We start from the raw sequence: 23,429 nt of genomic DNA, 5'->3' as shown, positions 1-23,429 counted from the left end.
CAAAGAACCCCGCCAGGAGAATTTCCCGACGGGGTTCTTTCAGTTCAGTGGCTAGCCGACCACGAGCAGCAAATCGCCGCCTTGGACCTGCTCCACCGCGGAGATGGCGAGGCGGGAAACCGTTCCTGCCACGGGTGTGGTGATTGACGCTTCCATCTTCATGGCCTCGATGGTGGCGACGGTATCGCCGGCCTTGACTTCATCGCCAACCTTCACGGTCACCGTGACGGCACCGGCGAACGGTGCCGCGACCTGACCCGGCTGGGCGGGATCGGCCTTCTCGGCGGCCTTGACGTTGCTCACCACGGAACGGTCGCGGACAACCACCGGACGGGACTGTCCGTTGAGCGTGCACATCACCGTACGCATGCCCTTTTCATCGGCTTCGGAAACAGCTTCCAGCTGAGCGATGAGCCGGACGCCCTTCTCCAGTTCGATGATGTGCTCTGCACCGCGCTGCAGGCCGTAAAGGTAGTCGCGCGTATCAAGGACAGAGATGTTGCCGTACGTGTCAACGCTCTTCTGGTAGTCCTTGGTGGGACCGGCGAACAGGAGACGGTTAAGCGTCTGCTGGCGGGTCCTGGAATCCGCTTTCAGCGCGGCGCTGTCCTCTGCGCTGATCTCGACGTCGCGCACCTTCACACTGCGGCCTTGGAGGGCCTTGGTGCGGAACGGCTCGGGCCAGCCTCCGGGAGGATCACCGAGTTCGCCGGAGAGGAAACCGATGACGGAATCCGGAATGTCGTAGTTCTGCGGGTTCTCGTTGAAGTCGGCAGGATCGGCGTTCAGTCCCACCAAGTGCAGGGCGAGGTCACCCACCACCTTGGACGACGGGGTCACCTTGACGAGGCGGCCAAGGATCCGGTCGGCAGCCGTGTACATGTCCTCGATGGCCTCGAACTGCTCACCGAGGCCCAGGGCGATCGCCTGCTGCCTGAGGTTGGAGAGCTGGCCACCCGGGATTTCGTGCTGGTAAACCCGGCCTGTGGGGCCCGGAAGGCCGGACTCGAAGGGCGCGTACACACGGCGCACGGCTTCCCAGTACGGTTCGAAGGCCCCCACGTTCTCCAGGCTGAGGCCTGTGTCCCGCGGCGTATTGGCCAAGGCTGCCACGAGGGCAGAAGCTGCCGGCTGGCTCGTCGTACCAGCGAGCGAAGCGGCTGCAACGTCGACGGCGTCCACACCGGCGTCGACAGCGGCGAGCAGCGTTGCAAGCTGTCCTCCGGCGGTGTCGTGCGTGTGCAGGTGGACCGGGAGGTCGAACCGCTCGCGCAGCGCGGAAACCAGCTTGGCCGCCGCGGCCGGACGCAACAGGCCGGCCATGTCCTTGATCGCGAGGATGTGGGCACCGGCGTCGACGATCTTCTGGGCGAGATCCAGGTAGTAGTCGAGCGTGTACAGCTTCTCTTCGGGGTCAAGCAGGTTGCCGGTGTAGCAGAGAGCCACCTCGGCGACTGCCGTCCCCGTGGCACGGACGGCGCGGATGGCAGGAGCCATCTGGTTCACGTCGTTCAGCGCGTCGAAAATGCGGAAAATGTCGATGCCGGTGGCAGCGGCTTCGTTGACGAACGCTTCCGTGACTTCTTCCGGGTACGGTGTGTAGCCAACGGTATTCCGGCCGCGGAGCAGCATCTGGATACACGTGTTGGGCAGTGCCTGGCGCAAAGCAGCCAAGCGGTCCCATGGGTCTTCGCCGAGGAAGCGAAGCGCGACGTCGTACGTGGCTCCACCCCAGGCTTCGACGGAAAGCAGTTCCGGCAGCAAAGCCGTGACCGCAGGGCCGGCAGCAACGAGATCGCGGGTGCGCACGCGGGTGGCCAGGAGGGACTGGTGGGCATCACGGAACGTGGTGTCCGTGACGGCGAGGGCCTGCTGTTCGCGAAGGGCCTTGGCGAAACCTTCCGGACCAAGTTCCTGGAGGCGCTGACGTGAACCCGAGGTGGGCACTGGGCCATCGATAACCGGCAACTTGTCGGCCGGGTCCGACTGGACCGTCAGTTCCCCGTTGGGCTTGTTCACCGTGACGTCTGCCAGCCAGGTCAAGAGCTTGGTGCCACGGTCCGCCGAAATGTGGGACTTGAGCAGTTCGGGGCGCTTGTCGATGAAGTCAGTGGCCACGTTGCCGGCGTTGAAGTCCGGGTCCGCCAGGACAGCCTGCAGGAACGGGATGTTGGTGGATACGCCGCGGATACGGAATTCGGCGAGGCCGCGGCGGGCGCGGGCGACTGCAGCCGGGTAGTCACGTCCGCGGCAGGTGAGCTTGACCAGCATCGAGTCGAAGTGAGGGCTGATCTCGGCACCGGAGTAAACGGTACCGCCGTCGAGCCTGACACCGGCGCCACCGGCCGACCGGTAGCCGGTGATCTTTCCGACGTCCGGACGGAAACCGTTCGCGGGGTCCTCGGTGGTGATGCGGCACTGCAGTGCGGCGCCTTTGATCGCGACGGTTTCCTGGCTCAGCCCAAGATCGGCGAGGGTCTCGCCCGAGGCAATGCGCATCTGGGCCTGGACCAGGTCCACGTCCGTGATCTCTTCGGTGACCGTGTGCTCAACCTGGATGCGGGGGTTCATCTCGATGAAGACATGCTGGCCTGCGCGGGCACCCTCGGTGTCCACCAGGAACTCGACGGTTCCGGCGTTGACGTAGTTCAGCGCCTTCGCGAAAGCGACTGCGTCGCGGTAAAGGGCCTGGCGGATGTTTTCGTCCAGGTTCGGCGCCGGAGCGATTTCCACCACCTTCTGGTGGCGGCGCTGCAGCGAACAGTCACGTTCGAAGAGGTGCATGACGTTGCCCTCGGCGTCGGCAAGGATCTGCACTTCGATGTGGCGGGGACGCAGCACGGCCTGTTCAAGGAACATCGTGGGATCGCCGAAGGCGGCATCTGCCTCGCGCATGGCGGACTGAAGGGCTTCGGGGAGCGCTTCGCGGGTTTCGACGCGGCGCATGCCACGGCCGCCACCGCCGGCGACTGCCTTGGCGAAGATGGGGAAACCGATCTCATCCGCTGCCGCGATCAGCTCATCCAGGTCCTTGGACGGCTTGCTCGACTTCAAGACGGGAACGCCGGCCTTGCGGGCAGCCTCGAGGGCAGCAACCTTGTTGCCTGCCAGCTCGAGCACCTCGGCGGGCGGGCCGACGAAAGTGATGCCCTGGGCCGCTGCCGCGCGGGCGAGGTCCGGGTTCTCGGACAGGAAACCGTAACCGGGGTAAATGGCGTCGGCGCCGGCTTCCTTGGCGACGCGGACAACCTCCTCCACGTCCAGGTAGGCGCGGACCGGGTGGCCCACCTCACCGATCAGGTAGGCCTCGTCAGCCTTCTGCCGGTGGATCGAGTTACGATCCTCGTGCGGGAAGACGGCAACGGTTTTTGCGCCCAGTTCATAACCAGCGCGAAACGCCCTAATCGCGATTTCTCCGCGATTGGCCACCAGAATTTTCGAAAACATACTTCTCCTGCATCATTGCGGGTGGATCGGTCGGTGGTCACAGTGTGTAGTGCCGCCAGCATCAAACACAAATCTTTGTGGCAACCATCACAACAGTATTCGTCATGTGCGCTGTATGTGGATACGGAGGACCATAAGGCGTGATATGTCAGGCCGTTCGCAGGAGTCCCCCGGGCGCGTAGAAAGCGGGATTCGGGGACCGTGCACCATATGATGTTCAAGGGGCTTCGGCAAGTCCCGGGCTCCAGCTCTGCAGGAGCGGAAAACAGCGCGATACGGCAACCGGCGTTAGGTTTTGGGTTTTCAAGTGCAAGTAGTCAGCATCAGCAGCCTTAAAGGCGGCGTGGGAAAGACGTCCGTCACAACCGGCCTCGCCTCGGCGGCCCTCGCAGCAGGAATTTCCACCTTGGTGGTGGATCTCGATCCCCACGCCGATGCCACCACCGCCCTTGGCGTCCAGCCCAACGGAAAGCTGGACATCGGGCGGATGCTCAAGAGCCCGCGCAAGGCCAGGCTCCCCGAGAACGTCTCCGGCAGCAGCTGGGTTTCCAATGGTTCCAGCAATGGGACACTGGACGTCGCCGTCGGCTCGGCACTGACAGGCATCTATGACCGGCCGGACCTCAGCCGCAGGGATCTTCGGCGCCTCTCCGCCGTCCTCGCGGGGACCAGTAGCTATGACCTGGTCCTGGTGGACTGCCCACCGTCACTCAACGGGCTGACCCGCATGGCCTGGAGCGCCAGCGATCGTGTAGTGCTCGTGGCTGAGCCCGGACTCTTCTCCGTTGCCGGAACCGAGCGGACCATGCGCGCCATCCAATTGTTCAAGCAGGAATTTGCACCGAACCTGGCCCCGGCGGGCATCGTTGCCAATCGTGTCCGGACGGGATCGACGGAACACGCGTTCAGGCTTGCCGAAATGGAATCCATGTTCGGGGAACTCCTGCTGAGCCCGCACATTCCCGAACAGGCAAACTGGCAGCAGATCCAGGGTGCAGCCCATTCGGTGCATCACTGGCCCGGCGACTCGGCCAAGAACTCCGCCAAGCTTTTCGATGCCCTGCTGCAGAACCTCATCACAGGTCCATCAGCATCCCAGGCCCGCCGCCAAGGCTGAGCCACCCACTGGACCAACACAAAGAAGCCGTCTCCCGATGAGGGAGGCGGCTTCTTCGGTACTGCATAAAGTCCGGGCGCGGTCAGCCGATCTTGCGGGCTACGCGTCGCTTGCTGAGTTCGTCGTCCGGAAAGGATTGTTCGGCGGCATGCTCACTCGGAAGGGCTGCGAGGCTCCCCTCGACCTCGCGCCACACGCGGCCCACGGCGATGCCGAAGACGCCTTGGCCACCTTGCACCAGGTCAATGACTTCATCCGCGGACGTACATTCGTAGACGCTGGCGCCATCACTCATCAGCGTGATCTGTGCCAGGTCTTCGACACCGCGTTCCCGCAGGTGCTCCACGGCGCTCCGGATTTGCTGGAGCGACACTCCGGTGTCCAACAACCGCTTGACGACTTTAAGGACCAGGATGTCGCGGAATCCGTACAGGCGCTGCGAACCGGAACCGGCGGCGCCGCGGACAGCGGGTTCAACCAAGCCGGTGCGTGCCCAGTAGTCGAGTTGGCGGTACGTGATTCCCGCGGCCTTGCATGCGGTGGGGCCGCGGTAGCCTGCGTCCTCGTCCAGCACTGGAAGGTCCTCCGTAAAGAGCAAACCTTGGGCGCCGGATGCGGGCGCGGCAATGCCGGTCGAGGCCTGCTTCAGCTCGCCTGCTTCGCCTTTCGGACTCACGTGACCTCCTTGTTGACAGTTCCCTTGGGGACGGTGCACATCACTGACACACAACGCTGAAAATCAGCCGTGTAATTCCCACAAGACCGCACCTTCCAGTGTGACTTGCGCCGGCAGTGTATGCAACGGGAACTTGATACTTCGACGTTAGGCCGGTAAGAGCCCTAGGTCAAAGACGTTGGCCGCGAAAAAAGGCGTGTCGAAACTTTCACCCTCAACTTTAGGCTTAGGGTGACTCAGCCTTCGAAATCCTCTGGCTCCACATCGTCCAGGAACTCGCGGAAGCGGCGCATCTCACGTTCTTCGTCCACGCTGGGATCCGGCTCGGAGTCTTCGCCCTCATCGTGCTCAGTGATACGGACGCCTGCTTCCTCCATGACTGCGTCGGCGCACCAAATGCGGCATTTTGCCCGCAAAGCCAGGGCCAGGGCATCCGACGCCCGCGAACTGACCACCGTGCCGTCGTCGAACTGCAGTTGGCCGTAGAAGATGTTGTCCTCGACCGCAACGATGTTGACGCTGATGATCGAGTGGCCCAGGGACTCAACAACGTCGATCAGGAGATCGTGCGTCATGGGTCGCGGCGGGACCACACCCTGCTGCGCCAGCGCGATGGCGCTGGCCTCGGGAGTGCCGATCCAAATCGGAACATGCCGCTCCCCCTTGAGTTCCCGGAGCAGAACCAAAGGCTGGTTGGAGGGCAGTTCGATGCGAACGCCGACGATTTCTACTTCGATCATCAGGAGTCCATCCGTGAGATGCGGTGGTGGACGAGCGCCCGGTGCAGGGTGAGGCAGAGGTCGCTGATTTCACGCGCGGCTTCGGCTGCACGGGCCTGCGACGCAGCATCCTTCCGCGAGGTCAGCGGCGCCACGGCCCTTTCCACCAGGCCAAACTCGCGGTCGGCGGCGGCCTGGAACGGCCTCAAGTGCCGGGGCTCCAGGCCGTGGACTTCCAGTTGGACGCAGGCGCGGGCAACCTGGAGGGCGTGCTCGTCGAACTTGCCGCCAATGTGGCTGATCAGCCCGAAACTCAGGAGGGACTCCAGCAAGGGGACGCTCGCACCGGACTCGGCGCGAAGCTGTTCTTCCGTCAGCGTCCGGGCACGGCCATGGACCTCAGCAGCCATCTCGGCAGTGACGGCCCGGGGTGTGACCGAGACTCCCGGCGGAAGATTGTCCGGGCGCTCCCCACGGTCGATCGCGTCCAGGTAATCCTTGATCACCTTCAGCGGCAAGTACTGGTCGCGCTGGAGTGCCAGGACGAACCGCAGGCGTTCCACATCACTGTCCGCATACTGCCGGTAACCGGCAGGCGTGCGCTTGGGATTGATGAGGCCCTTTTCCTCGAGGAATCGGATCTTGGACGCGGTCATCCCGGGGAAATCGTCACTCAGTTGAGCCAGGACTTCCCCGATGTTCAGGACCTGCGGTCCGCGACGTTCCGGCTGGGCCATTGCCACAGGCAGGTACCCCGGGGTCAGGCTTGGCCCGCCGGGCGGCCAGGGCTCAGGTAGTAGGTCAGCCGGAACTTGCCGATCTGCACTTCGTTGCCGCTCTTCAGTTGAACACGGTCCACACGGTCGTGGTTGACGTACGTGCCGTTCAGGCTTCCCATGTCCACGAGTTCGAAGCCCGCGGAAGTGCGGTGGAATTCGACGTGCTTGCGTGAAACGGTGACGTCGTCCAGGAAGATGTCCGCATCAGGGTGCCGGCCGGCCGTGGTGGTATCCGCATCGAGAAGGAACCGCGCTCCGGCGTTGGGGCCGCTGTGTGCAATGAGCAGTGCGGAGTCCGGCGGGAGCGCGTCAACAGAGGCGCGTTCCTCCGGCGCAAGCTTCGGGGCAATGCTGGGCTCATCCCACGTTGGCGTGATGCTGATCGAGGTGGTCTCCGACGTGGGCTGCTCCTCCGCGCCGTTCCCTACATTGGCTTGGTTCTTGTCGCCGCCAACCATGGAATTTCCTCCTCATCCGCCGGCATTCCAAAACCTGCCGGCCACATCCACCTCCCGGTACCGCCGGGCAAATCGGTTGCTGGCCCGCCCTTCCCGTAAATCCCCTCCGGGGAAATACAGCCGGGCGGGCCAGATAACTTTAGCCTACCTGTTGTTCGTACTCCGATGCACTGAGCAGGGAATCCACTGCGTCAGCTTCGGCGAGTTTGACTTCAAAAAGCCAGCCTTCGCCGTAAGGATCGGAGTTGATGAGGGCAGGATCCTGGTCCAGGGCGTCATTCCTGTTGATGACTTCGCCGCTGACCGGAGCATAGATATCGCTGACGCTCTTGGTCGATTCAACCTCGCCCACAACATCATTTCCGGTGATCTTGGTTCCGGGTTCCGGCATCTGGGCATAGACCACATCGCCCAGGGCATCCTGGGCAAAATCCGTGATGCCTACACGGACAACTCCGTCACCGTCCGGCGCCGAAACCCATTCGTGTTCTGCGGTATAGGAAAGATCGGCTGGAATATTGCTCATGGGTCGCCTTTCATCGGGACTTTATTGGACCTCGACGGCGGCCCGGGCATCCGGCCACCGCTGAAAGTATAGGCATAATTCCGTTACGCCCTGCGAGGTCTCTGCCATGATTGACCCATGACTGAACAAGCACAAGTACCACCCGGGAAAAAGGGCAATTGGGGCGTCAAAATAATCCTGGTCATTGTGGCATTGCTTGTTGCCGTGGCAGCCTACTTTGTTTTGGGCGCAATACTCCCCCGCTGGTGGTCCGACGTCATCGCGGGACAAATTCGGCGTGACCTTGGTGCCAGCGTCCTGGTGGGCATGTTCTACGGGTTCGTCTTCACCTTCGTTCCCTTGGTGATTGCCTGGCAAGCCACGCACAAAGCTGTGAAGTGGCCCCTCAAGATCGTCATTCTCCTGGTGGCGGTAGCCGTCGCGACGCCCAACCTCCTGACGGCGGGAATCGTGTTCGGCTCCAACGAATCCGCCCACGCAGGCCAGCGCACCCTCAGCGTGGATGCCGGCTTCTTCACCACGTGGACGGCGATCTCCGCAGTGGCGGCCGCGGTCATCTTCGCCGCAGTCACCATTCTTTGGGCGGTGTGGCGTCGCCGTGGCAAGCAAATGAAGGCACTCAAGCAAGCCGAACTGGAACGCGTGCGTACCGCCAAAGCTGCGGCGTCGACGGAAGACGCAGGGAACGGGACGCCCGCCGGACCATGAGCCCGGGCGATCTGCGCCCGGGAGTCTGCCCCAACGGCAACAGAGCATGAAAGAAGCCCGCCCCGGACGACTATCCGCGGCGGGCTTTTCCATGCTGCCGTCAGCGTCAGGCGACAGTGGCCGCCCGGGGTTCGCGTTCGACGTCGGACGCCGGCTTTGGCGCCGAAGGAGCCTTGCGTTTGGCCGCCACTGCGGCTGCCACCATGACCAGCAGGGCTGCCACCGTGATCCCCGCACCCGCCCAAATGGGCGATGTGTAGCCGAGGCCTGCGCTGATGGTCACGCCGCCGAGCCAGGCACCGAGCGCGTTGCCAAGGTTGAACGCACCGATGTTGGCCCCGGACGCCAGGGTGGGAGCCGACGTGGCGAAATGCATGACGCGCATCTGAAGGCCGGGAACCGTGGCAAAGCCGAACCCACCCATGAGCGCAAGCGAGACGAGGGTGGCGATGCTGCTGGAAGCCGTCAGGGCGAAGAACACCAAGACCAGCACCAAGCCACCGAGGATCACCATCAAGGATGCGTCGAGGGCCTTGTCCGCTGCCTTGCCGCCCAGGAAGTTGCCCACGAACAGGCCGGCACCGAACAGCACCAGGAGCCACGGAACCGAACTTGCCGCGAACCCGGAGACCTCGGTCAGGGTGAAGGCAATGTAGGTGAACGCTCCGAACATGCCGCCGAATCCGAGGATGGTCACCACAAGGGAGAGCCACACCTGGCCGGAGCGGAAGGCCCCGATTTCGGTGCGCAGGCTCTTGGCGGCTTCGGCGCTGGACTTGGGCACCATGAGGGCAATCCCCGCCAAGGCAATGACCCCAATGACGGTAATGGCCCAGAAAGTGGAGCGCCAGCCAAAGTTCTGGCCGAGGAGGGTGCCGAAGGGCACTCCCAAGACGTTGGCCGCGGTGAGGCCGGTGAACATGATGGCGATTGCTCCGGCTTTTTTGTGTGCGGGAACCAGACTCGCAGCCACCACGGAACCGATGCCAAAGAAGGCTCCATGGCACAGCGCGGCAATGATCCGGCCTACCAGCATGGCGCTATAGCTTTCCGACACCGCGGACAGGAAGTTGCCAACAATGAAGAGGACCAGGAGGCCCATGAGTACGGGTTTTCGGGGAAGCCTGGTCACGGCCGCCGTCACCAGGAGGGCTCCGACAGTGACGCTCAAAGCGTAGCCGGAGATGAACCAGCCGGCCGACGCTTCGCTGACGCGGAAATCAGCCGCTACTTCGGGCAAGAGGCCCATGATGACGAATTCGGTCAGTCCGATACCGAAACCGCCCAGGGCAAGGGCAATCAACCCTGCAGGCATGTGGAGAGCTCCTTCATTGGGGTGGTCCCCTGGAGTGGAAGTGCGCCGCCGGGAACCGTAGAATAATAGTTGCAGACGCTGTATATATAGTTGCACACGCTAGGTATTTGCGCAAGCAACTACTTTGTGGAGCCTGCATTCGGACCACCACCAAGTCAGGAGCACAGCAGACATGGGCATCAAGGATGACGCCGTCGAGGTACGGGCACAGGGCTGGCGCACGCTTGCCGCCTTGCACGGGAGCATTGAGGCCGAACTGGAGAAGGCACTCCAGGCGTCCAGCGAACTCTCGGTAGTGGAGTACACGGTCCTGGACGCGCTCAGCCGGCAGGACGGATGGCACATGCGCATGCAGCAACTCGCCCGCGCCACGGCACTTTCCAGCAGCGCTACCACCAGGCTGGTGAACCGCTTGGAGGATCGCGGGCTCCTCACCCGCATCCTCTGCGCCGATGACCGGCGTGGGATCTACACGGAACTGACAGTGGCCGGACAAAAGCTGCTCCTGGATGCCAAACCCGTCCACGACGAAACGCTGGCATCTGCCCTGGCTGCGGCCGAACGGGTTCCGGAACTCGAGCCGCTGGTGCGGGCGATCGGGGCCTTGCAGGCAGTCTGACGCACACCCCCAGGAGTGGCCTGGCTTTCGCCGGGCCGCCCAGGAGGGGACGCACGCCTTAACGACCAAAGGCCGGAGTTCCGTGTTTCCACGGGACTCCGGCCTTTATGGTCGGGCTGACAGGATTTGAACCTGCGACCCCTTGACCCCCAGTCAAGTGCGCTACCAAGCTGCGCTACAGCCCGCTGGTTCCACCGTTCTCCGCCAAGGTATTTCTCCGAAGATTCCTACCTAAGCAGTCCGGCCGAACCACCTCCAAAAGCTTACACGAAGTTGGAGGCCGCTTATGCCATCCGAGCCAAAGTTGGCTGTGATGCGCGTCTCATTTACTTTTTCCGGCCGCGCTTCTCGCGAACGCGCATGTTGACCTCGATGGGCGTGCCTTCGAAGCCGAACGTTTCGCGCAGGCGCCGCGTGATGAACCGGCGGTATCCGGGGTCCAGGAAGCCAGTGGTGAACAGCACGAACTTCGGCGGCCTGCTGGACGCCTGGGTGCCGAAGAGAATGCGCGGCTGCTTTCCGCCACGGACGGGGTGCGGGTGGGCAGCTACCAGTTCACCCAGGAACGCGTTGAGGCGTCCCGTGGGAATACGGCGGTCCCAGCTCTCCAGCGCCGTGTCCAACGCAGGAACCAAACGGTCCTTGTGCCAGCCGGTCTTGGCGGAAATGTTCACCCGGGGGGCCCATTCAACGTGCGCCAGGTCCTGTTCGATTTCGCGTTCCAAATAACGGCGACGCTCATCATCCAGGAGGTCCCACTTGTTGAAGGCCAGGACCAGCGCACGGCCGGACTCGATGGCCAACTGCAGGATGCGGACGTCCTGCTCGCTGAGGACCTCGTCCACTGCGAGGAGCACGACGGCGACCTCCGCCTTCTCGAGCGCGGCCTGAGTTCGCAGCGAGGCGTAGAAATCCGCGCCTTGGGCCATGTGCTGGCGGCGGCGGATACCGGCAGTGTCCACGAAGCGCCACGTACGGTCGCCGAGCTCGATGAACTCGTCTACGGGGTCACGCGTGGTTCCCGCCAGCGGGTCCACCACAACACGCTCCGAACCAGCGAGCTTGTTCAACAGCGAGGACTTGCCTACGTTCGGGCGACCGATGAGTGCGATGCGGCGTGGACCACCGGACCGCTCGACGCCTTCCACCAGCGAGAACTCCGGCAAGGTGTCAATGACATGGTCCAGGAGGTCGGCGACCCCGCGGCCATGCAGGGCCGAAACCGGGTACGGCTGGCCGAAACCCAGGCCCCACAGGGAGGCAGAGTCCGCTTCCTGCGCAAAGTCGTCCACCTTGTTGGCCACCATGATGACCGGCTTCTTGCTCTTGCGGAGCATCTTCATGACGCCCTCATCGGTTGCCGTGGCGCCAACGGCGGAGTCCACAACGAACAGCACTGCATCAGCCAGCTCGACAGCCATCTCGGCTTGGTCGGCCACGCGGGCGTGGATGCCCTTGGCGTCGTGCTCCCACCCGCCGGTATCCACCAGCGTGAAGTTCTTGCCGTTCCAGCGCGCCGAATACATCACACGGTCGCGGGTGACACCCGGCGTGTCCTCCACCACGGCCTCGCGACGGCCCAGGATGCGGTTGACCAGGGTGGACTTGCCAACATTGGGACGCCCGATGATGGCCAGGACGGGATCCAGCTTGAGTGGTCCCTCGTCGCCTTCGTCCTCGTAGTCGCCGCTGAGCAGGGCAGCGTCGTCTTCGTCGAGCTCGTAATCATCGAGTCCGGCACGGAGGGTGGCGGCCCGGAGCTCTGCCTCCTCGTCGTCCAGCGCAGCCAGGTTTTCAGCCACCTGGTCGGTGCCGGTGGGCGTGTATTCGTCGTCGCCGGCACCATGGTGGCCGGATTTTTGAGTCGTATCGCTCATTGCACTTTCCTTCAGTGGTGGTCTGCCGGGGTTCCGGCTACTTCGATGTGGCGGTGGTGTTGGTCCGGTTCAGGGGCCGCTTCCCGGGGAAGGGCCTGCCCGGTCTTCCGGACGGCTTCCTGGACGTGTGCTGCCAAGGCATCGCGGATTGCCGCCGCCGCCCTGTCCATTGAAACACGCCCCGGTTCGCCCTTCCGGCGCTGCACCGTCAGGGGTTCGCCGAAGCTGACGTACAGCTTCCTGCGCAGGCGGGGAATATGGTCACGGTGCTCGCCCGGGTGCCGCGTTCCAAGGATGGCCACGGGAATCACCGTGGCACCGGAGTTGACAGCCAACCAGGCAACTCCGCTGCTGATGCTTTCGGCGGCACCGGTCCCCCGCGTCCCTTCAGGCAGGATGCCGACGCAACGGCCGCCGTCGAGCAGTTCCTTGCCCAGGTGCAGGGCGGCACGGTCGCCGCTGCGGTCCACCGGGATCTGGCCCGAAGCCGTCAGGACCCTGCCCAGGAACCCCTTGAACATCTCCTTCTTGACCATGATGTGCATGGGCCGCGGCGCCGCTCCGTACATGACGGGGCCGTCCAGGAAGCTGATGTGGTTGGCGGCAAAAATGACCGGACCGGCGGCAGGGATATTGCTCTTGCCCGCCACCGACGTCCTGTACAGAACGTGACCCAGGAACCACCCGATGGGACGGCTCCAGAAGCGGTTCCAGGATGCCGGTAGCCGCTGCTGCTCAGTCGCCATAGATGACCTTGCTGACAATCGCCAACGCGGTTTGGACGGTTTCCTCGAAGTCGAGGTCCGAAGAATCCAGGGTCACCACGCCGTCAGCGGCCTGCGTGAAGTTCACCACCGTGGAATCCTTCGCATCGCGCTGGAGCACCTGGGCGGCCAGTTGTTCGTTGCTCTGGGTTCCGCCCAACTGGATTCCGCGACGTCGGAGCCTGGCTTCCTCGCTGGCGGTCAGGAGCATGCGCACTTCGGCACCGGGCGCGACGACCGTGGTGATATCGCGGCCTTCCACCACCATGCGGTGATGGTGCTGGTCGATCAGTTGCCGCTGACGGCGGATCAGTTCCGTCCTGGCACCCAGGGTGGTGGCCACGGCACTCACGGACGAGGAAATCCGGGGATCCCTGATTTCCTCCGTCACGTCGGTTCCGTCCACAGCCACGTACTCGTTCGCGGCACTGGTGCTGATTTCCAATGGCATGGTCTTGGAAGCAAGTTCAACGGCGGCGCCATCGTGAAGGTCCACCCCTGTCTTAAGGCAGTACCAGGTCAGCGCACGGTACATGGCGCCTGTGTCCAGATAGGCCAGCTTCAGCCGCTTGGCCACTTCCTTGCTGACACTCGATTTGCCCGATCCCGAAGGACCGTCGATCGCTATCACGAGCGGCTTGCCGGGACGGGCAACCGTCTCCGGGCCAAAGAATTCACGCGTCATTACTGGAGTACCCGCCATCCACGATCGGTCAATGCTTCAACAAGGAGGTCGTGCTTGCTGGGCAGGACGGAGATTTCCACCATGCCCACATTCTGTCCCGACGAATGGTCCAGCCGAAGGTCTTCCAGGTTTACGCCGATCTCGCCGATCTCGGTGAGGAGCTGCGCGATCTGGCCCGGCCTGTCATCGACCAGGATGGTCAACCAGGAATATGCCTGCGGCGGGCCGCCATGCTTCCCCGGGATCCGGGCCTGCCCGGCGTTGCCTTCGCTGATCAGTTGGGCGAGGTCAAGCCTGGCACCAGGGGCCAACGGATCTTCCAAGGTACCGATCAGCCGGTTGAGGTCCTCGCGGACGCCATGGAGAATTTCCACGACCTTGTCCGCATTTCCACCGAGGATCTGGACCCAAAGGGTGGGATCGCTCGCTGCGATACGCGTGGTGTCCCGCAGGCCGTTGCCGGCAAGGGACAGCGCATGGAGCGGCGTGCCTTGGAGCCGGCTGGCCAGCAGTGAGGACATGATCTGCGGCAAGTGCGACACCAGGGCCACAGCCTCATCATGTTCATCGGCGCTGAACTGGGAAACAAACGCGCCCAGGTCCCCCGCCAGCGAACGCGCCACTTGGCGTGCCTCGTCCGCTGTTTCGTCGGACGGGCAGATGACCCACGGCATGGACGTGAACAACTCGCCCCTGGCAGCCACGGGTCCGGACTTCTCCCGGCCCGCCATCGGGTGGGTGCCCACGTAGCGGGACATATCCACGCCCCGCGAACGCAAGTCGGCCTGGATGGCGGCCTTGACGCTGGCAATATCGACGACCACCGCTTCCGGGTAGTCAGCCAATGCCTTCTCGACGACGTCTGCCGTGACATCCGGCGGAGCTGCCACAACCACAAGCTGCGGCTGGGCATCCAGCTCGTCAAGCGGACGACCCGCGCCAATGTCCACGGCCACAGCCTGGTTGGTGGGCGAAGTGTCGAACAGGAAAACCGGGACGCCGCGCCCACGCAGGCCGAGGCCAATGCTGGCACCGAGCAGGCCCGTACCAAGTACCACGACGGGGCCATCCAGATGGCCCCGTCCGTGCGTGCGGAATGCCGACATGCCTAGAGTCCCACGGCGGCCATCAAGTGGCCGATTTCCTGCTTGCCGAGGTTGCGGATGCTGCCCTGGCGCTGGTCGCCGAGGCCGATGGGGCCAACCTTGACGCGCACCAGCCGCTGCACCGGGAAACCGACGGCGTCGAACATGCGGCGCACAATGCGGTTCTTGCCGGAGTGCAGCACAACCTCGATCAGGACGTGGCCCGGCGTTGAGTCAACCAGACGGAAGGAGTCCACTGCCGCAATGCCGTCTTCAAGCTCGACGCCCGACTTCAGCTGGGCTCCGACGCCCTGCGGGAACGGTCCCCGCACCTGGACCAGGTAGGTCTTGGGTACCTCATACGAAGGGTGGGTCAAGCGGTTGGCGAGCTCGCCGTCGTTCGTCAGCAACAGCAGTCCCTCGGTGGCGACATCCAAGCGCCCCACGTGGAACAACCGTTCGCCCTTGTTCTTGTTGGTCTTGAGGAAATCGCTGATGCACGGACGACCCTCGGGGTCTTCCATGGTGGACACAACACCCTTGGGCTTGTTGAAGACCATGTAGACCAGGGTTTCGTCCAGCTGGATGCGGATGCCGTCAACGTGGATGACCGCCGACTTGGGGTCGACCCGCATGCCAAGCTCCGTGGTGATCTGGCCGTCCACTTCGACGCGGCCTTCCAGGATCATTTCCTCGCACACGCGGCGGGAAGCCACGCCTGCCTGGGCCATGACCTTCTGGAGGCGCACCCCGTCAACGTCATGCAGATCCGATTGGGGAACGTCCACTCGCGGACCGCGGGTGCGGCCGGGCTTCCGGACCGGACCGAGGTTTTGGCCAAACCGCTCGCTGCCGAAGGCCTTGGAGCCGTACTGCTTGGCGTTGCCGGGCTTCTGCTTGGGCTTGAGGGCGCCGGGCGTGCCGGGTGCCTTGCCGTAACCCGGCTTGTTGGATCCGGGCTTGCGGAAGGGCTTGGCGGGCTTGGCCGCCTGGCTGCGACCGCCGGCCGTCGTGGGGTTGTCGGGGTCGAAAGGAGCCGCTTCCCGCGATTTTGCGGCCTTGAACGGCCGGCCCTCGCCCTGCTTGAAGGTGCGCTTTCCAGCGCCGGCACTGCCGCCGCGGCCAGCAAAGCCGCCGGCGTTGGAGCGCCCTGCGCCGCCCCTTGCCTCATTGCGTCCGGAGTTGTTGCGTCCCGAACCGTTACGTGGTGAACCCTGGCGTCCCGCCTGTGTCATGACCCGTCCTTGTGTAGTATTGGCCGGCCGTCCGTGCTGCAATCAACACTAGCCAGCCCGGCAGGCAATCGCCTGCCCCTGCTGCTGCGGCACGCCCTGCGCGCCGTGAACCAATATGTATTTGTACCGAATGCTCACATCCGGCTTGCGTCGTAATGCTCGTCGATCCCCTCGAGGCCGGGAAGGTGCGGTGACAGCTGCGGCAAGTCCGCGACTGAACCGATGCCCATCCGTTCCAGGAAATAGGAGGTTGTCCGGTACAGGATTGCCCCGGACTCGGGATCGTTACCGGCGTCTTCGATCAATCCACGCTGGGTCAGTGTCCTGACGACGGAATCGACGTTAACGCCGCGAATTGCGGACACCCTGGCCCTCGAGACCGGCTGGCGATAGGCAATGACCGCCAAAGTCTCCAGTGCTGCCTGGGTCAGCCTGGTGGTTTGGCCCTCAAGGACGAACCTGCCAACGATGTGGGCGAAATCCGGCCGCGAGTAGATCCGCCAACCCCCGGCGATGTTCCGCAATTCGAAACCCCGGGGTGCGTTGCTGGCAGCGGCAAAGCCATCAGCATCCACGTCCGGGGCTTTAACAGTATAGCCGCTATACTCGCGGCGGATTTCCTGCAGCAAATCATCGACGACGGCGACGGTCACGTTCAGTCCCGCGGCCAGCTCCTCCGCGGTGGCCGGCTCGTCGATCACCATCAACACAGCCTCCAGGGCTGCCTTTGCGCCGCCGGGGAGGGCCTCGAGTTCGGCCAGGCCATCCGTGCCTGCCGGCTGGTCAGTCATCTGCGGCTCCATCTCCCAGGTCCTCGTACTCTTCGCTCACGTTTGAGCTGTCCCATTCTGCGTCGCTTCCACTCCATCGGACCACCAACTGGGCCAAGGGCGCGGGCTGCTCAAACGCGACCACGCGGTCACGGAACATCTCGAGCAGGGCCAGGAAGCGGGCAACCACCACCAGGGTGCTCTCGGCATCCGCGATCAGCACCTGGAACGTCAGCGGCGCCCCCAACTGCAGGCGGTAGCCGAGGATCCCGGCTTGCTCCTTCACACTGACAGGTGGGGCATGCAAATGGCCCAAGCCCACCTCGGTGGGCGGGGCATCTTTGGGTTTGAGCGCTTTGGCGGCCAGTTCGGCAAATTGCTCCGGGCTGTGGCGCCACACGAGTTCCGGCAACAAGGCCGCAAAATGTCCCTCCAGGGCCACTTGGCGCGGGAACCGGCGGCCTTCTTCTTCCAACTGGTCGCCGAGGAGTCCGGCCACTTCCTTGAAAGCCTTGTACTGCAGCAAGCGCGCGAACAGGAGGTCACGGGCCTCCAGCAGCGCAATGTCCTCGTCGTCTTCCACCTCGCCGGCGGGCAGGAGGCGGGCAGCCTTCAGATCCAGCAAAGTGGCCGCAATGACCAGGAATTCGCTGGCTTCGTCCAGCGCCCAGTCCTCCCCCAGTTCCTGCAACCTGCGGATATATTTGATGAACTCGTCCGTCACCGTTGCGAGGGCAACTTCGGTGATATCCATCTTGTGCTTGGCGATCAGGCCCAGCAGCAGGTCGAAGGGGCCCGTGAAATTGGCCAGCCGTACCTCGAAGCCGCCCTTTGACGCTTTGGAGGTGCCGGCGTCGGGCGTTGGCCCGGAGGAGTCCACCGCCAGCGGCGGGGCAGACGGCGATCCCACGCCGACGGCTACGGTGCGCCGCCGCGCGAGATCAGTTCCTTCGCGAGCCGGCGGTAGGCATCCGCACCGACGTGGTTGCCCGCGTAGCTGGTAATGGGCTCGGCGGCAACGGTGGCGTCGGCGAACTTGATGGAACGCTTGATGACGGTCTCGAACACTTTGTCACCGAACGCCTCCACCAGGCGGGAGATGACCTCGCGGCTGTGCAGGGTGCGGGCGTCGTACATGGTGGCCAGGACGCCGTCCACCTGCAGGCGTGGATTCAGGCGGTCCTGCACCTTCTCGATGGTTTCCACCAACAGGGCGACAGCGCGGAGGGCGAAGAACTCGCAGATGAGCGGGATGATGACACCGTGGGCGGCAGTCAGTGCGTTGACGGTCAGCAGGCCCAGCGACGGTTGGCAGTCGATCAGGACGACGTCGTATTCGTCCTCGACGCTCTTGAGGGCACGGTCCAGTACCTGCTCGCGGGCCACCTCATTGACCAGTTGCACCTCGGCGGCGGACAAGTCGATGTTGGCCGGCAGGAGGTCCACGCCCTCCACGCCGGTCTGGTGGATGGCTTCGCGGATGCTCACCTTACGGTCCATCAGCACGTTGTAGACGGTGAGGTCCAATTCATGGGGGTTGACGCCCAACCCCGCCGACAGGGCGCCCTGCGGGTCGAAGTCCACCAACAGCACGCGGCGGCCGTACTCGGCGAGCGCGGCGGCAAGGTTGATGGTGGACGTGGTCTTGCCCACTCCACCCTTCTGGTTGACCATGGCGATGACTCTCGCCGGGCCGTGCGAAGCAAGCGGAGCCGGTTCCGGGAAGTCGCGGTGCGGGCGGCCCGTGGGCCCCATGATTGCGTCTTCCAGATCGAGCTCGGTGCCTGCCAGGGTTGCTGTTCCCCGTTCGATGCTCACGTATCCAACCACTCTTTCGACGACGATCTTCCCGGCCGCCGGTCCCGTGGGACCAGCACTGCTACCCACCTAGGCTACAGCGACCGACACGGTATTCCGGGGAACTTGACATTGCCCGGCCTTTGAGCCTTTACCCTCTAGTAGAGGTGGAAGGTTTAGGGTCTGCCCGCTCCCCCGCGCGCGAAAGAAGGCCGGCGCCCCTGCGGGCACCGGCCTTCAGACGGGCTCGGGATTCGGTGGAGGACTAGACGGTTGCCTTCTCGCGGGCGTCGGCTTCGGGAGCCTCGGCCACCTCGTCGTGGGCCAGCATGGTCTGCTCGTCGAAGGGTGCATTGCCCGAGAGGACCTCGTTGACCTGACGGTTATCGATTTCCTTGACCCACGTGCCGATCAGAACTGTGGCCACGGCGTTGCCGGTGAAGTTGGTCAGCGCCCGCGCCTCGGACATGAAGCGGTCAATACCGACGATCATGCCCACGCCACCCAGCAGCTCCGGCTTGTGTGCCTGCAGTCCGGCGGCCAGCGTTGCCAGGCCGGCGCCGGTGACGCCTGCCGCACCCTTCGAAGCGATGATCATGAAGACCAGGAGGGAGATCTGGGCGCCCAGGTCAAGCGGCGTCCCCATGGCGTTGGCAACGAACAGGGAGGCCATGGTCAGGTAGATGGCCGTGCCGTCCAGGTTGAAGGAGTAACCGGTGGGGACCGTCACGCCGACAACAGGCTTGGAAACACCCAGGTGTTCCATCTTGGCGATGAGGCGAGGCAGCGCAGCTTCGGAGGACGAGGTGGAGAAGATGAGCAGGTATTCGCGGGCCAGGTACTTCATCAGCTTGAAGATGTTCACACCGGCGACTGCACGGAGCAGGGTGCCGAGGATGACCACGATGAACAGGATGCAGGTGATGTAGAACGCGATCATCAGGGTGAACATGCTGAGGATTGCCTGCGCACCGGTTGCGCCCACGACGGCGGCAATGGCACCGAACGCACCTACCGGGGCGAGCCACATGATCATGATCAGGATGCGGAACACGAGGCGCTGCCCGTGGCCGATGGCGGCGAGGATCGGCTGGCCCTGCTTGCCCATCTTCTGGAGCGCGAAGCCCACCAGGATGGCGGCCAGCAAGGTGGGAAGCACCGGAATATCCCCGGGAATGATGCCGAGCAGGAAGTCCACTGTGCTGTCCGTGGCGGCCTTCTTGTTGGGGTCGTAGGGGGTCAGCTTGAGGCCCTCGCCCGGGTGGATCAGGTTGCCGACCACCAGGCCGATGGCGAGCGCGAACGTGGACATGGCCACGAAGTACCCCAGGGCGAGTCCGCCCACCTTGCCCACCGTGGCGGCCTTGGCAATGGAGCCGATGCCCAGGACGATGGTGCAGAAGATGACGGGTGCGATCATCATCTTGATCAGCTTGATGAAGCCATCGCCGAGCGGCCTGAGCGACTTGCCGACTTCGGGGAACACCAGGCCAACAACGGCACCGAGCACGACTGCGAGAATGACAGCGATGTACAGGTAGTGCGACTTGTCGAGCCCCTTGCGCCCGCCGGTGGCGGCCAATGCCGACTCTCCTCGTTGAGAGGTCATGGGAATCTCCTTCTGGATACTGTGTAAGGCGCTGCGGTCCTGCACTTGTGTCCACTCCGCTGCCCTTGTGTGATATCCATCATTCAGCCGCTGGTGACATACATCACCGTTGCGGTCATATTGGTCATGGGAGGCCCACACGTGTTTCATAGCTGGAGCATTGCCCGCCGCTTGTTCGTGGCGAACCTGCTGTTCGTCATGGTGCTGACGGCGGCGTTCGGCGCTTTCTCCGTGGCCGAGGCCAGGAACCGGGCCTACGATGATGCGGGCAGCCGGATGCAGGCGATCGTCGCTTCCATTGCCAACAACCCCTTGGTCCTGCAGGCTGCCTCCAGCCCAGATCCTTCCGCCACCCTGCAGCCCTATGCCTTGAAGGTCATGGACACCGCGGATGCGGATTTCATCACCATCATGGCCCCGGACCGGACACGGTGGACCCACCCCCGGCCCGAGGAACTCGGCAAGCCCTACATCGGAACCATCGAGCCGGCCCTGCAGGGCCAAACGTTTACCGAAGTAACTGCGGGAACCTTGGGCCCGTCGGTCCGGACCATCGCCCCGGTCAAGGACGCGGCCGGGTCCGTTAAAGCCCTGGTGGCAGCGGGCATCACGGTGCGCACGGTGGACACCGATCTCGCTGAACGGCTGACCGTCATCGGCGCCATTGCCCTGGGGGTCCTCTTCTTTGGTTCCGTGGCGTCCTGGTTGCTCGGACGATACCTGCGCTCCGTCACGCGTGGATGGGGACCGGAGCAGCTGGCCCAGCTCTTCGCCTACTACGAGTCGGTCCTGCACTCGGTGCGCGAGGGTCTCATTCTCATCGACACACGCGGCAACGCCGTCATGTACAACGACCAGGCGGCCGAATTGCTCGGCTTGGAGCCGTCCGAAGCGGACCGCTCCCCCGACCAGGCACCGCGGCTCGCCGAGCTTCCCTTCGACGGCAGCCTGCGCGCCCTGTTCGAGTCCGGCCGGCCGGCACATGACGAGATCCATCTGACGGGTTCCCGGATCCTGGTGGTAAACCAGGCCCCGGCTGTTGGTCCCGTCCCACCCAGGAGCCGCCAGAAACCGGCGGTCTACGGCACCGTGGCCACCATCCGCGACCGGACCGAGATCGAAGCCCTTGGCACGGAACTGGAAACCATGAAGACCCTCTCCGACGCCCTGCGCGCACAGACCCATGAGCACGCCAACCGCCTGCACATGATCGTTTCCCTCCTGGAGCTCGGCCGCACGCCCCAGGCGCTCGAGTTTGCCACGAAGGACCTTGAGCTGAGCCAGCAACTGACGGACGACATGCTGGCCGCAGTGGACGAACCGGTGATGAGCGCCCTGGTGATGGGCAAGGCCGCCGAGGCCCACGAACGCGGCGTGGATCTGACGGTCCGGACGTCCGGCACCGCGGGCGTTCGCGGATTGGAAATCCAGGACCTGGTGACCATCGTGGGAAACCTGCTGGACAACGCCATCGACGCAGCGGCAGCCGGCGGGCTCCCCCGATCGGTGGAACTTGAGGTGCTGACCGGAGGTGCCGCCGTCGAATTCGTGGTCCGGGACTCCGGCGCCGGCATCGATCCGGCGTCGATCGACGACGTCCTGCAGTACGGCTACAGCACCAAGTCCTCGACGGGAGATCCGCGCGGCAGCCATGGCCGGGGCGTCGGGCTGGCACTGGTGCGGCAAGCGATCCAAAGGCTCAACGGTACGATGTCCATCGATAATCCGGGGACAACAGACAACCCTGGCGGCGCGCAGTTCCATATTGTGCTGCCCACGACGGCTCCCGGGGAAGGGAAGGCATGACAGATATCCGCGTCCTGGTGGTCGAAGACGAACCGATCGCTTCCGATGCCCACTCGGTCTATGTGGGGAGGATCGACGGCTTCACCGTGGTTGGCACCGCCCCCGACGGCCAGTCGGCCCTCCGCCTCCTGGGCGAATTCGCCGCTTCCGGCTCACCTGTCGACCTGGTGTTGCTTGACATGAACCTCCCCGACCTCCACGGACTGGACGTGGCCCGACGCATGCGGTCCGCTGGAATCCTTGCGGACATCATCGCCATTACGGCCGTCCGCGAACTCAGCATTGTCCGGAGCGCTGTGTCGATCGGCGTGGTGCAATACCTCATCAAGCCGTTTACGTATGCCACCTTCGCGGACAAGCTCACCAGCTACCGCGCTTTCCGCGACCAATTGGCTGGTTCCACCACAGGGACCCCCGGCGCGGGCGCCTCGCAGAGCGATGTGGACCAGGCATTTGCCAGCCTTCGCGCCCCCACGGACCTGCCCCTGCCCAAGGGGCTCTCCCCCTCGACACTGGAGGCAGTCAAGGACCTGGTACGCACCCGCGAACTGCCGGTGTCCGCCAGCGAAGTCATGGAAGCAGTGGGAATGTCCCGCGTGACGGCCCGGCGCTACCTGGAGTACTTGGCCGACGCCGGCACGGTCACCCGGACCCCGCGGTACGGAACCCCTGGGCGGCCCGAAAACGAATACGGATGGCGCCGCAACTGACGGACTGTGTATACATTAATGGCTCATGGACGGCACATCATGGCTTATTTTGAGCCGTATGTATACACTGGAAATCATGCGCGCCAGTGACCGGGCTTACACCGCCCTCCGTGAGGACATCATCGAATGGCGCCTCCGTCCCGGTACCGTCCTGGCGGAAGTGGAGCAGTCCGAACGCCTCGGCGTCTCCAGGACGCCGGTCAGGGAAGCACTCGGCCGACTGACCGCTGAAGGACTGACGACGGCGGCAGGCGGCCGGGGCGTCGTGGTCACCGACATCTCCCTCGAGAGCATCGATGAGCTCTTCGAACTGCGTGAAACCTTGGAAGTCAGGGCCGCAGCCTTGGCCGCGGAACGCGGCGACCCCGGAATTTTCAAAGACCTGCAGGCCGAGCTAGACCGCGCGCCCGGGCTGCTCCGGGAATCGGACCCGGCCCGTCACGATTACTACGCACTCGTGGGGCGCCTGGACGACGCCATCGATGCCGCTGTTGCCAACACCTACCTCGCCCAAGCCATGCGGAGCCTCCGTGTCCATCTGGTCCGCATCCGGCGACTCGCGGTCGATGATTCCGCCCGACTCGCCGCCGCGGCCGCGGAACATGCAGCCATTGCCGAAGCGATCGCCGCCGGGAACCCACGGTTGGCCGAAGCGGCCACCACCGTCCACCTGCACCGCAGCCTCACCCACGTCAAAGCCGCACATCCGGCCCAGTGAACCGTCCAA

22 protein-coding genes and 1 tRNA gene are annotated in these 23,429 nt (G+C 64.2%); 6 read left to right on the top strand and 17 right to left on the bottom strand.

Annotated features, from left to right (window positions below):
- Nucleotides 1-51: 51 nt before the first annotated feature.
- Nucleotides 52-3,447, bottom strand: coding sequence for a pyruvate carboxylase (locus ACIQT2_RS09105; protein WP_402945711.1), 3,396 nt, complete (start codon nt 3,445-3,447; stop codon nt 52-54).
- A 307-nt stretch (nt 3,448-3,754) separates the two neighbouring features.
- On the opposite strand from ACIQT2_RS09105, the gene ACIQT2_RS09100 reads away from it, so the two are divergent.
- The gene (locus tag ACIQT2_RS09100) at nt 3,755-4,564 is read left to right on the top strand and encodes a ParA family protein (RefSeq protein WP_402945709.1); all 810 of its coding nucleotides are present in this window, start codon (nt 3,755-3,757) and stop codon (nt 4,562-4,564) included.
- Between the two features lie 82 nt (nt 4,565-4,646).
- Here the strand turns inward: ACIQT2_RS09100 and ACIQT2_RS09095 are convergent, their stop codons facing one another.
- The 5 genes from ACIQT2_RS09095 to gcvH all read right to left on the bottom strand — a co-directional run bounded on the left by ACIQT2_RS09095 (nt 4,647) and on the right by gcvH (nt 7,722).
- Nucleotides 4,647-5,240, bottom strand: coding sequence for a MerR family transcriptional regulator (locus ACIQT2_RS09095; protein ID WP_387438600.1), 594 nt, complete (start codon nt 5,238-5,240; stop codon nt 4,647-4,649).
- A gap of 236 nt (nt 5,241-5,476) precedes the next feature.
- Nucleotides 5,477-5,980, bottom strand: coding sequence for a bifunctional nuclease family protein (locus ACIQT2_RS09090; protein WP_397322914.1), 504 nt, complete (start codon nt 5,978-5,980; stop codon nt 5,477-5,479).
- On the bottom strand, nt 5,980-6,696 hold the full coding sequence (locus ACIQT2_RS09085; RefSeq protein WP_400334690.1) for a MerR family transcriptional regulator: 717 nt from the start codon (nt 6,694-6,696) through the stop codon (nt 5,980-5,982). The genes ACIQT2_RS09090 and ACIQT2_RS09085 overlap by 1 nt, the downstream gene beginning before the upstream one ends.
- A 23-nt stretch (nt 6,697-6,719) precedes the next feature.
- The gene (locus tag ACIQT2_RS09080; RefSeq protein ID WP_397322917.1) at nt 6,720-7,196 is read right to left on the bottom strand and encodes an FHA domain-containing protein; all 477 of its coding nucleotides are present in this window, start codon (nt 7,194-7,196) and stop codon (nt 6,720-6,722) included.
- Nucleotides 7,197-7,335: 139 nt separating this feature from the next.
- A complete protein-coding gene (gene gcvH, locus ACIQT2_RS09075; protein ID WP_400334692.1) occupies nt 7,336-7,722 on the bottom strand; it encodes a glycine cleavage system protein GcvH in 387 nt (128 codons plus the stop codon).
- Nucleotides 7,723-7,839: 117 nt separating this feature from the next.
- On the opposite strand from gcvH, the gene ACIQT2_RS09070 reads away from it, so the two are divergent.
- On the top strand, nt 7,840-8,430 hold the full coding sequence (locus ACIQT2_RS09070; protein ID WP_402945705.1) for a hypothetical protein: 591 nt from the start codon (nt 7,840-7,842) through the stop codon (nt 8,428-8,430).
- Between the two features lie 106 nt (nt 8,431-8,536).
- On the opposite strand, the gene ACIQT2_RS09065 is transcribed toward ACIQT2_RS09070, so the two are convergent.
- On the bottom strand, nt 8,537-9,745 hold the full coding sequence (locus ACIQT2_RS09065) for an MFS transporter (protein ID WP_402945703.1): 1,209 nt from the start codon (nt 9,743-9,745) through the stop codon (nt 8,537-8,539).
- A 172-nt stretch (nt 9,746-9,917) separates the two neighbouring features.
- Here ACIQT2_RS09065 and ACIQT2_RS09060 point away from each other — a divergent pair, with 172 nt between their 5' ends.
- Nucleotides 9,918-10,364 carry a MarR family winged helix-turn-helix transcriptional regulator gene (locus tag ACIQT2_RS09060; protein WP_402945701.1) on the top strand — a complete coding sequence of 149 codons (447 nt, stop codon included), beginning with the start codon at nt 9,918-9,920 and terminating at the stop codon, nt 10,362-10,364.
- A 108-nt stretch (nt 10,365-10,472) separates the two neighbouring features.
- Here ACIQT2_RS09060 and ACIQT2_RS09055 read toward each other — a convergent pair.
- From ACIQT2_RS09055 to ACIQT2_RS09010, 10 genes are all read right to left on the bottom strand, one after another.
- Nucleotides 10,473-10,549, bottom strand: a tRNA-Pro gene (locus tag ACIQT2_RS09055).
- Between the two features lie 141 nt (nt 10,550-10,690).
- Nucleotides 10,691-12,241: a ribosome biogenesis GTPase Der gene (der, locus tag ACIQT2_RS09050; protein ID WP_400334699.1), complete on the bottom strand. Its 1,551-nt coding sequence runs from the start codon at nt 12,239-12,241 to the stop codon at nt 10,691-10,693.
- Between the two features lie 11 nt (nt 12,242-12,252).
- Complete coding sequence (locus ACIQT2_RS09045; protein WP_402945699.1) at nt 12,253-12,987, bottom strand: lysophospholipid acyltransferase family protein; 735 nt, start codon at nt 12,985-12,987, stop codon at nt 12,253-12,255.
- On the bottom strand, nt 12,977-13,690 hold the full coding sequence (gene cmk, locus ACIQT2_RS09040; RefSeq protein ID WP_402945697.1) for a (d)CMP kinase: 714 nt from the start codon (nt 13,688-13,690) through the stop codon (nt 12,977-12,979). Before cmk ends, ACIQT2_RS09045 begins: the two co-directional genes overlap by 11 nt.
- Nucleotides 13,690-14,796 carry a prephenate dehydrogenase gene (locus ACIQT2_RS09035; protein ID WP_400334704.1) on the bottom strand — a complete coding sequence of 369 codons (1,107 nt, stop codon included), beginning with the start codon at nt 14,794-14,796 and terminating at the stop codon, nt 13,690-13,692. The genes cmk and ACIQT2_RS09035 overlap by 1 nt, the downstream gene beginning before the upstream one ends.
- A 2-nt stretch (nt 14,797-14,798) precedes the next feature.
- Nucleotides 14,799-16,010 carry a pseudouridine synthase gene (locus ACIQT2_RS09030; protein WP_402945695.1) on the bottom strand — a complete coding sequence of 404 codons (1,212 nt, stop codon included), beginning with the start codon at nt 16,008-16,010 and terminating at the stop codon, nt 14,799-14,801.
- Between the two features lie 134 nt (nt 16,011-16,144).
- Nucleotides 16,145-16,801, bottom strand: a complete 657-nt coding sequence (locus ACIQT2_RS09025; RefSeq protein WP_402945693.1) for an SMC-Scp complex subunit ScpB — start codon at nt 16,799-16,801, stop codon at nt 16,145-16,147.
- Nucleotides 16,794-17,666 carry a segregation and condensation protein A gene (locus ACIQT2_RS09020; protein ID WP_402946075.1) on the bottom strand — a complete coding sequence of 291 codons (873 nt, stop codon included), beginning with the start codon at nt 17,664-17,666 and terminating at the stop codon, nt 16,794-16,796. Before ACIQT2_RS09020 ends, ACIQT2_RS09025 begins: the two co-directional genes overlap by 8 nt.
- Before the next feature lie 32 nt (nt 17,667-17,698).
- Nucleotides 17,699-18,598, bottom strand: a complete 900-nt coding sequence (locus tag ACIQT2_RS09015; RefSeq protein WP_397322929.1) for a ParA family protein — start codon at nt 18,596-18,598, stop codon at nt 17,699-17,701.
- A gap of 244 nt (nt 18,599-18,842) precedes the next feature.
- Nucleotides 18,843-20,186 carry a cation:dicarboxylate symporter family transporter gene (locus ACIQT2_RS09010; protein WP_402945690.1) on the bottom strand — a complete coding sequence of 448 codons (1,344 nt, stop codon included), beginning with the start codon at nt 20,184-20,186 and terminating at the stop codon, nt 18,843-18,845.
- Nucleotides 20,187-20,327: 141 nt separating this feature from the next.
- On the opposite strand from ACIQT2_RS09010, the gene ACIQT2_RS09005 reads away from it, so the two are divergent.
- The 3 genes from ACIQT2_RS09005 to ACIQT2_RS08995 all read left to right on the top strand — a co-directional run bounded on the left by ACIQT2_RS09005 (nt 20,328) and on the right by ACIQT2_RS08995 (nt 23,420).
- Nucleotides 20,328-21,992, top strand: coding sequence for an ATP-binding protein (locus tag ACIQT2_RS09005; RefSeq protein ID WP_402945688.1), 1,665 nt, complete (start codon nt 20,328-20,330; stop codon nt 21,990-21,992).
- Entirely contained in the window at nt 21,989-22,702 is a 714-nt protein-coding gene (locus tag ACIQT2_RS09000) for a response regulator (RefSeq protein ID WP_402945686.1), read from the top strand. The genes ACIQT2_RS09005 and ACIQT2_RS09000 overlap by 4 nt, the downstream gene beginning before the upstream one ends.
- A gap of 76 nt (nt 22,703-22,778) precedes the next feature.
- A complete protein-coding gene (locus tag ACIQT2_RS08995) occupies nt 22,779-23,420 on the top strand; it encodes a GntR family transcriptional regulator (protein WP_402945684.1) in 642 nt (213 codons plus the stop codon).
- Nucleotides 23,421-23,429 lie beyond the last annotated feature (9 nt).

This window comes from Paenarthrobacter sp. NPDC090522 (assembly GCF_044769225.1).
Classification (GTDB): Bacteria; Actinomycetota; Actinomycetes; order Actinomycetales; family Micrococcaceae; genus Arthrobacter.
The sequence above is the reverse complement of the archived record's forward strand: the minus strand, read 5'-3'. Positions and strand labels throughout refer to the sequence as shown.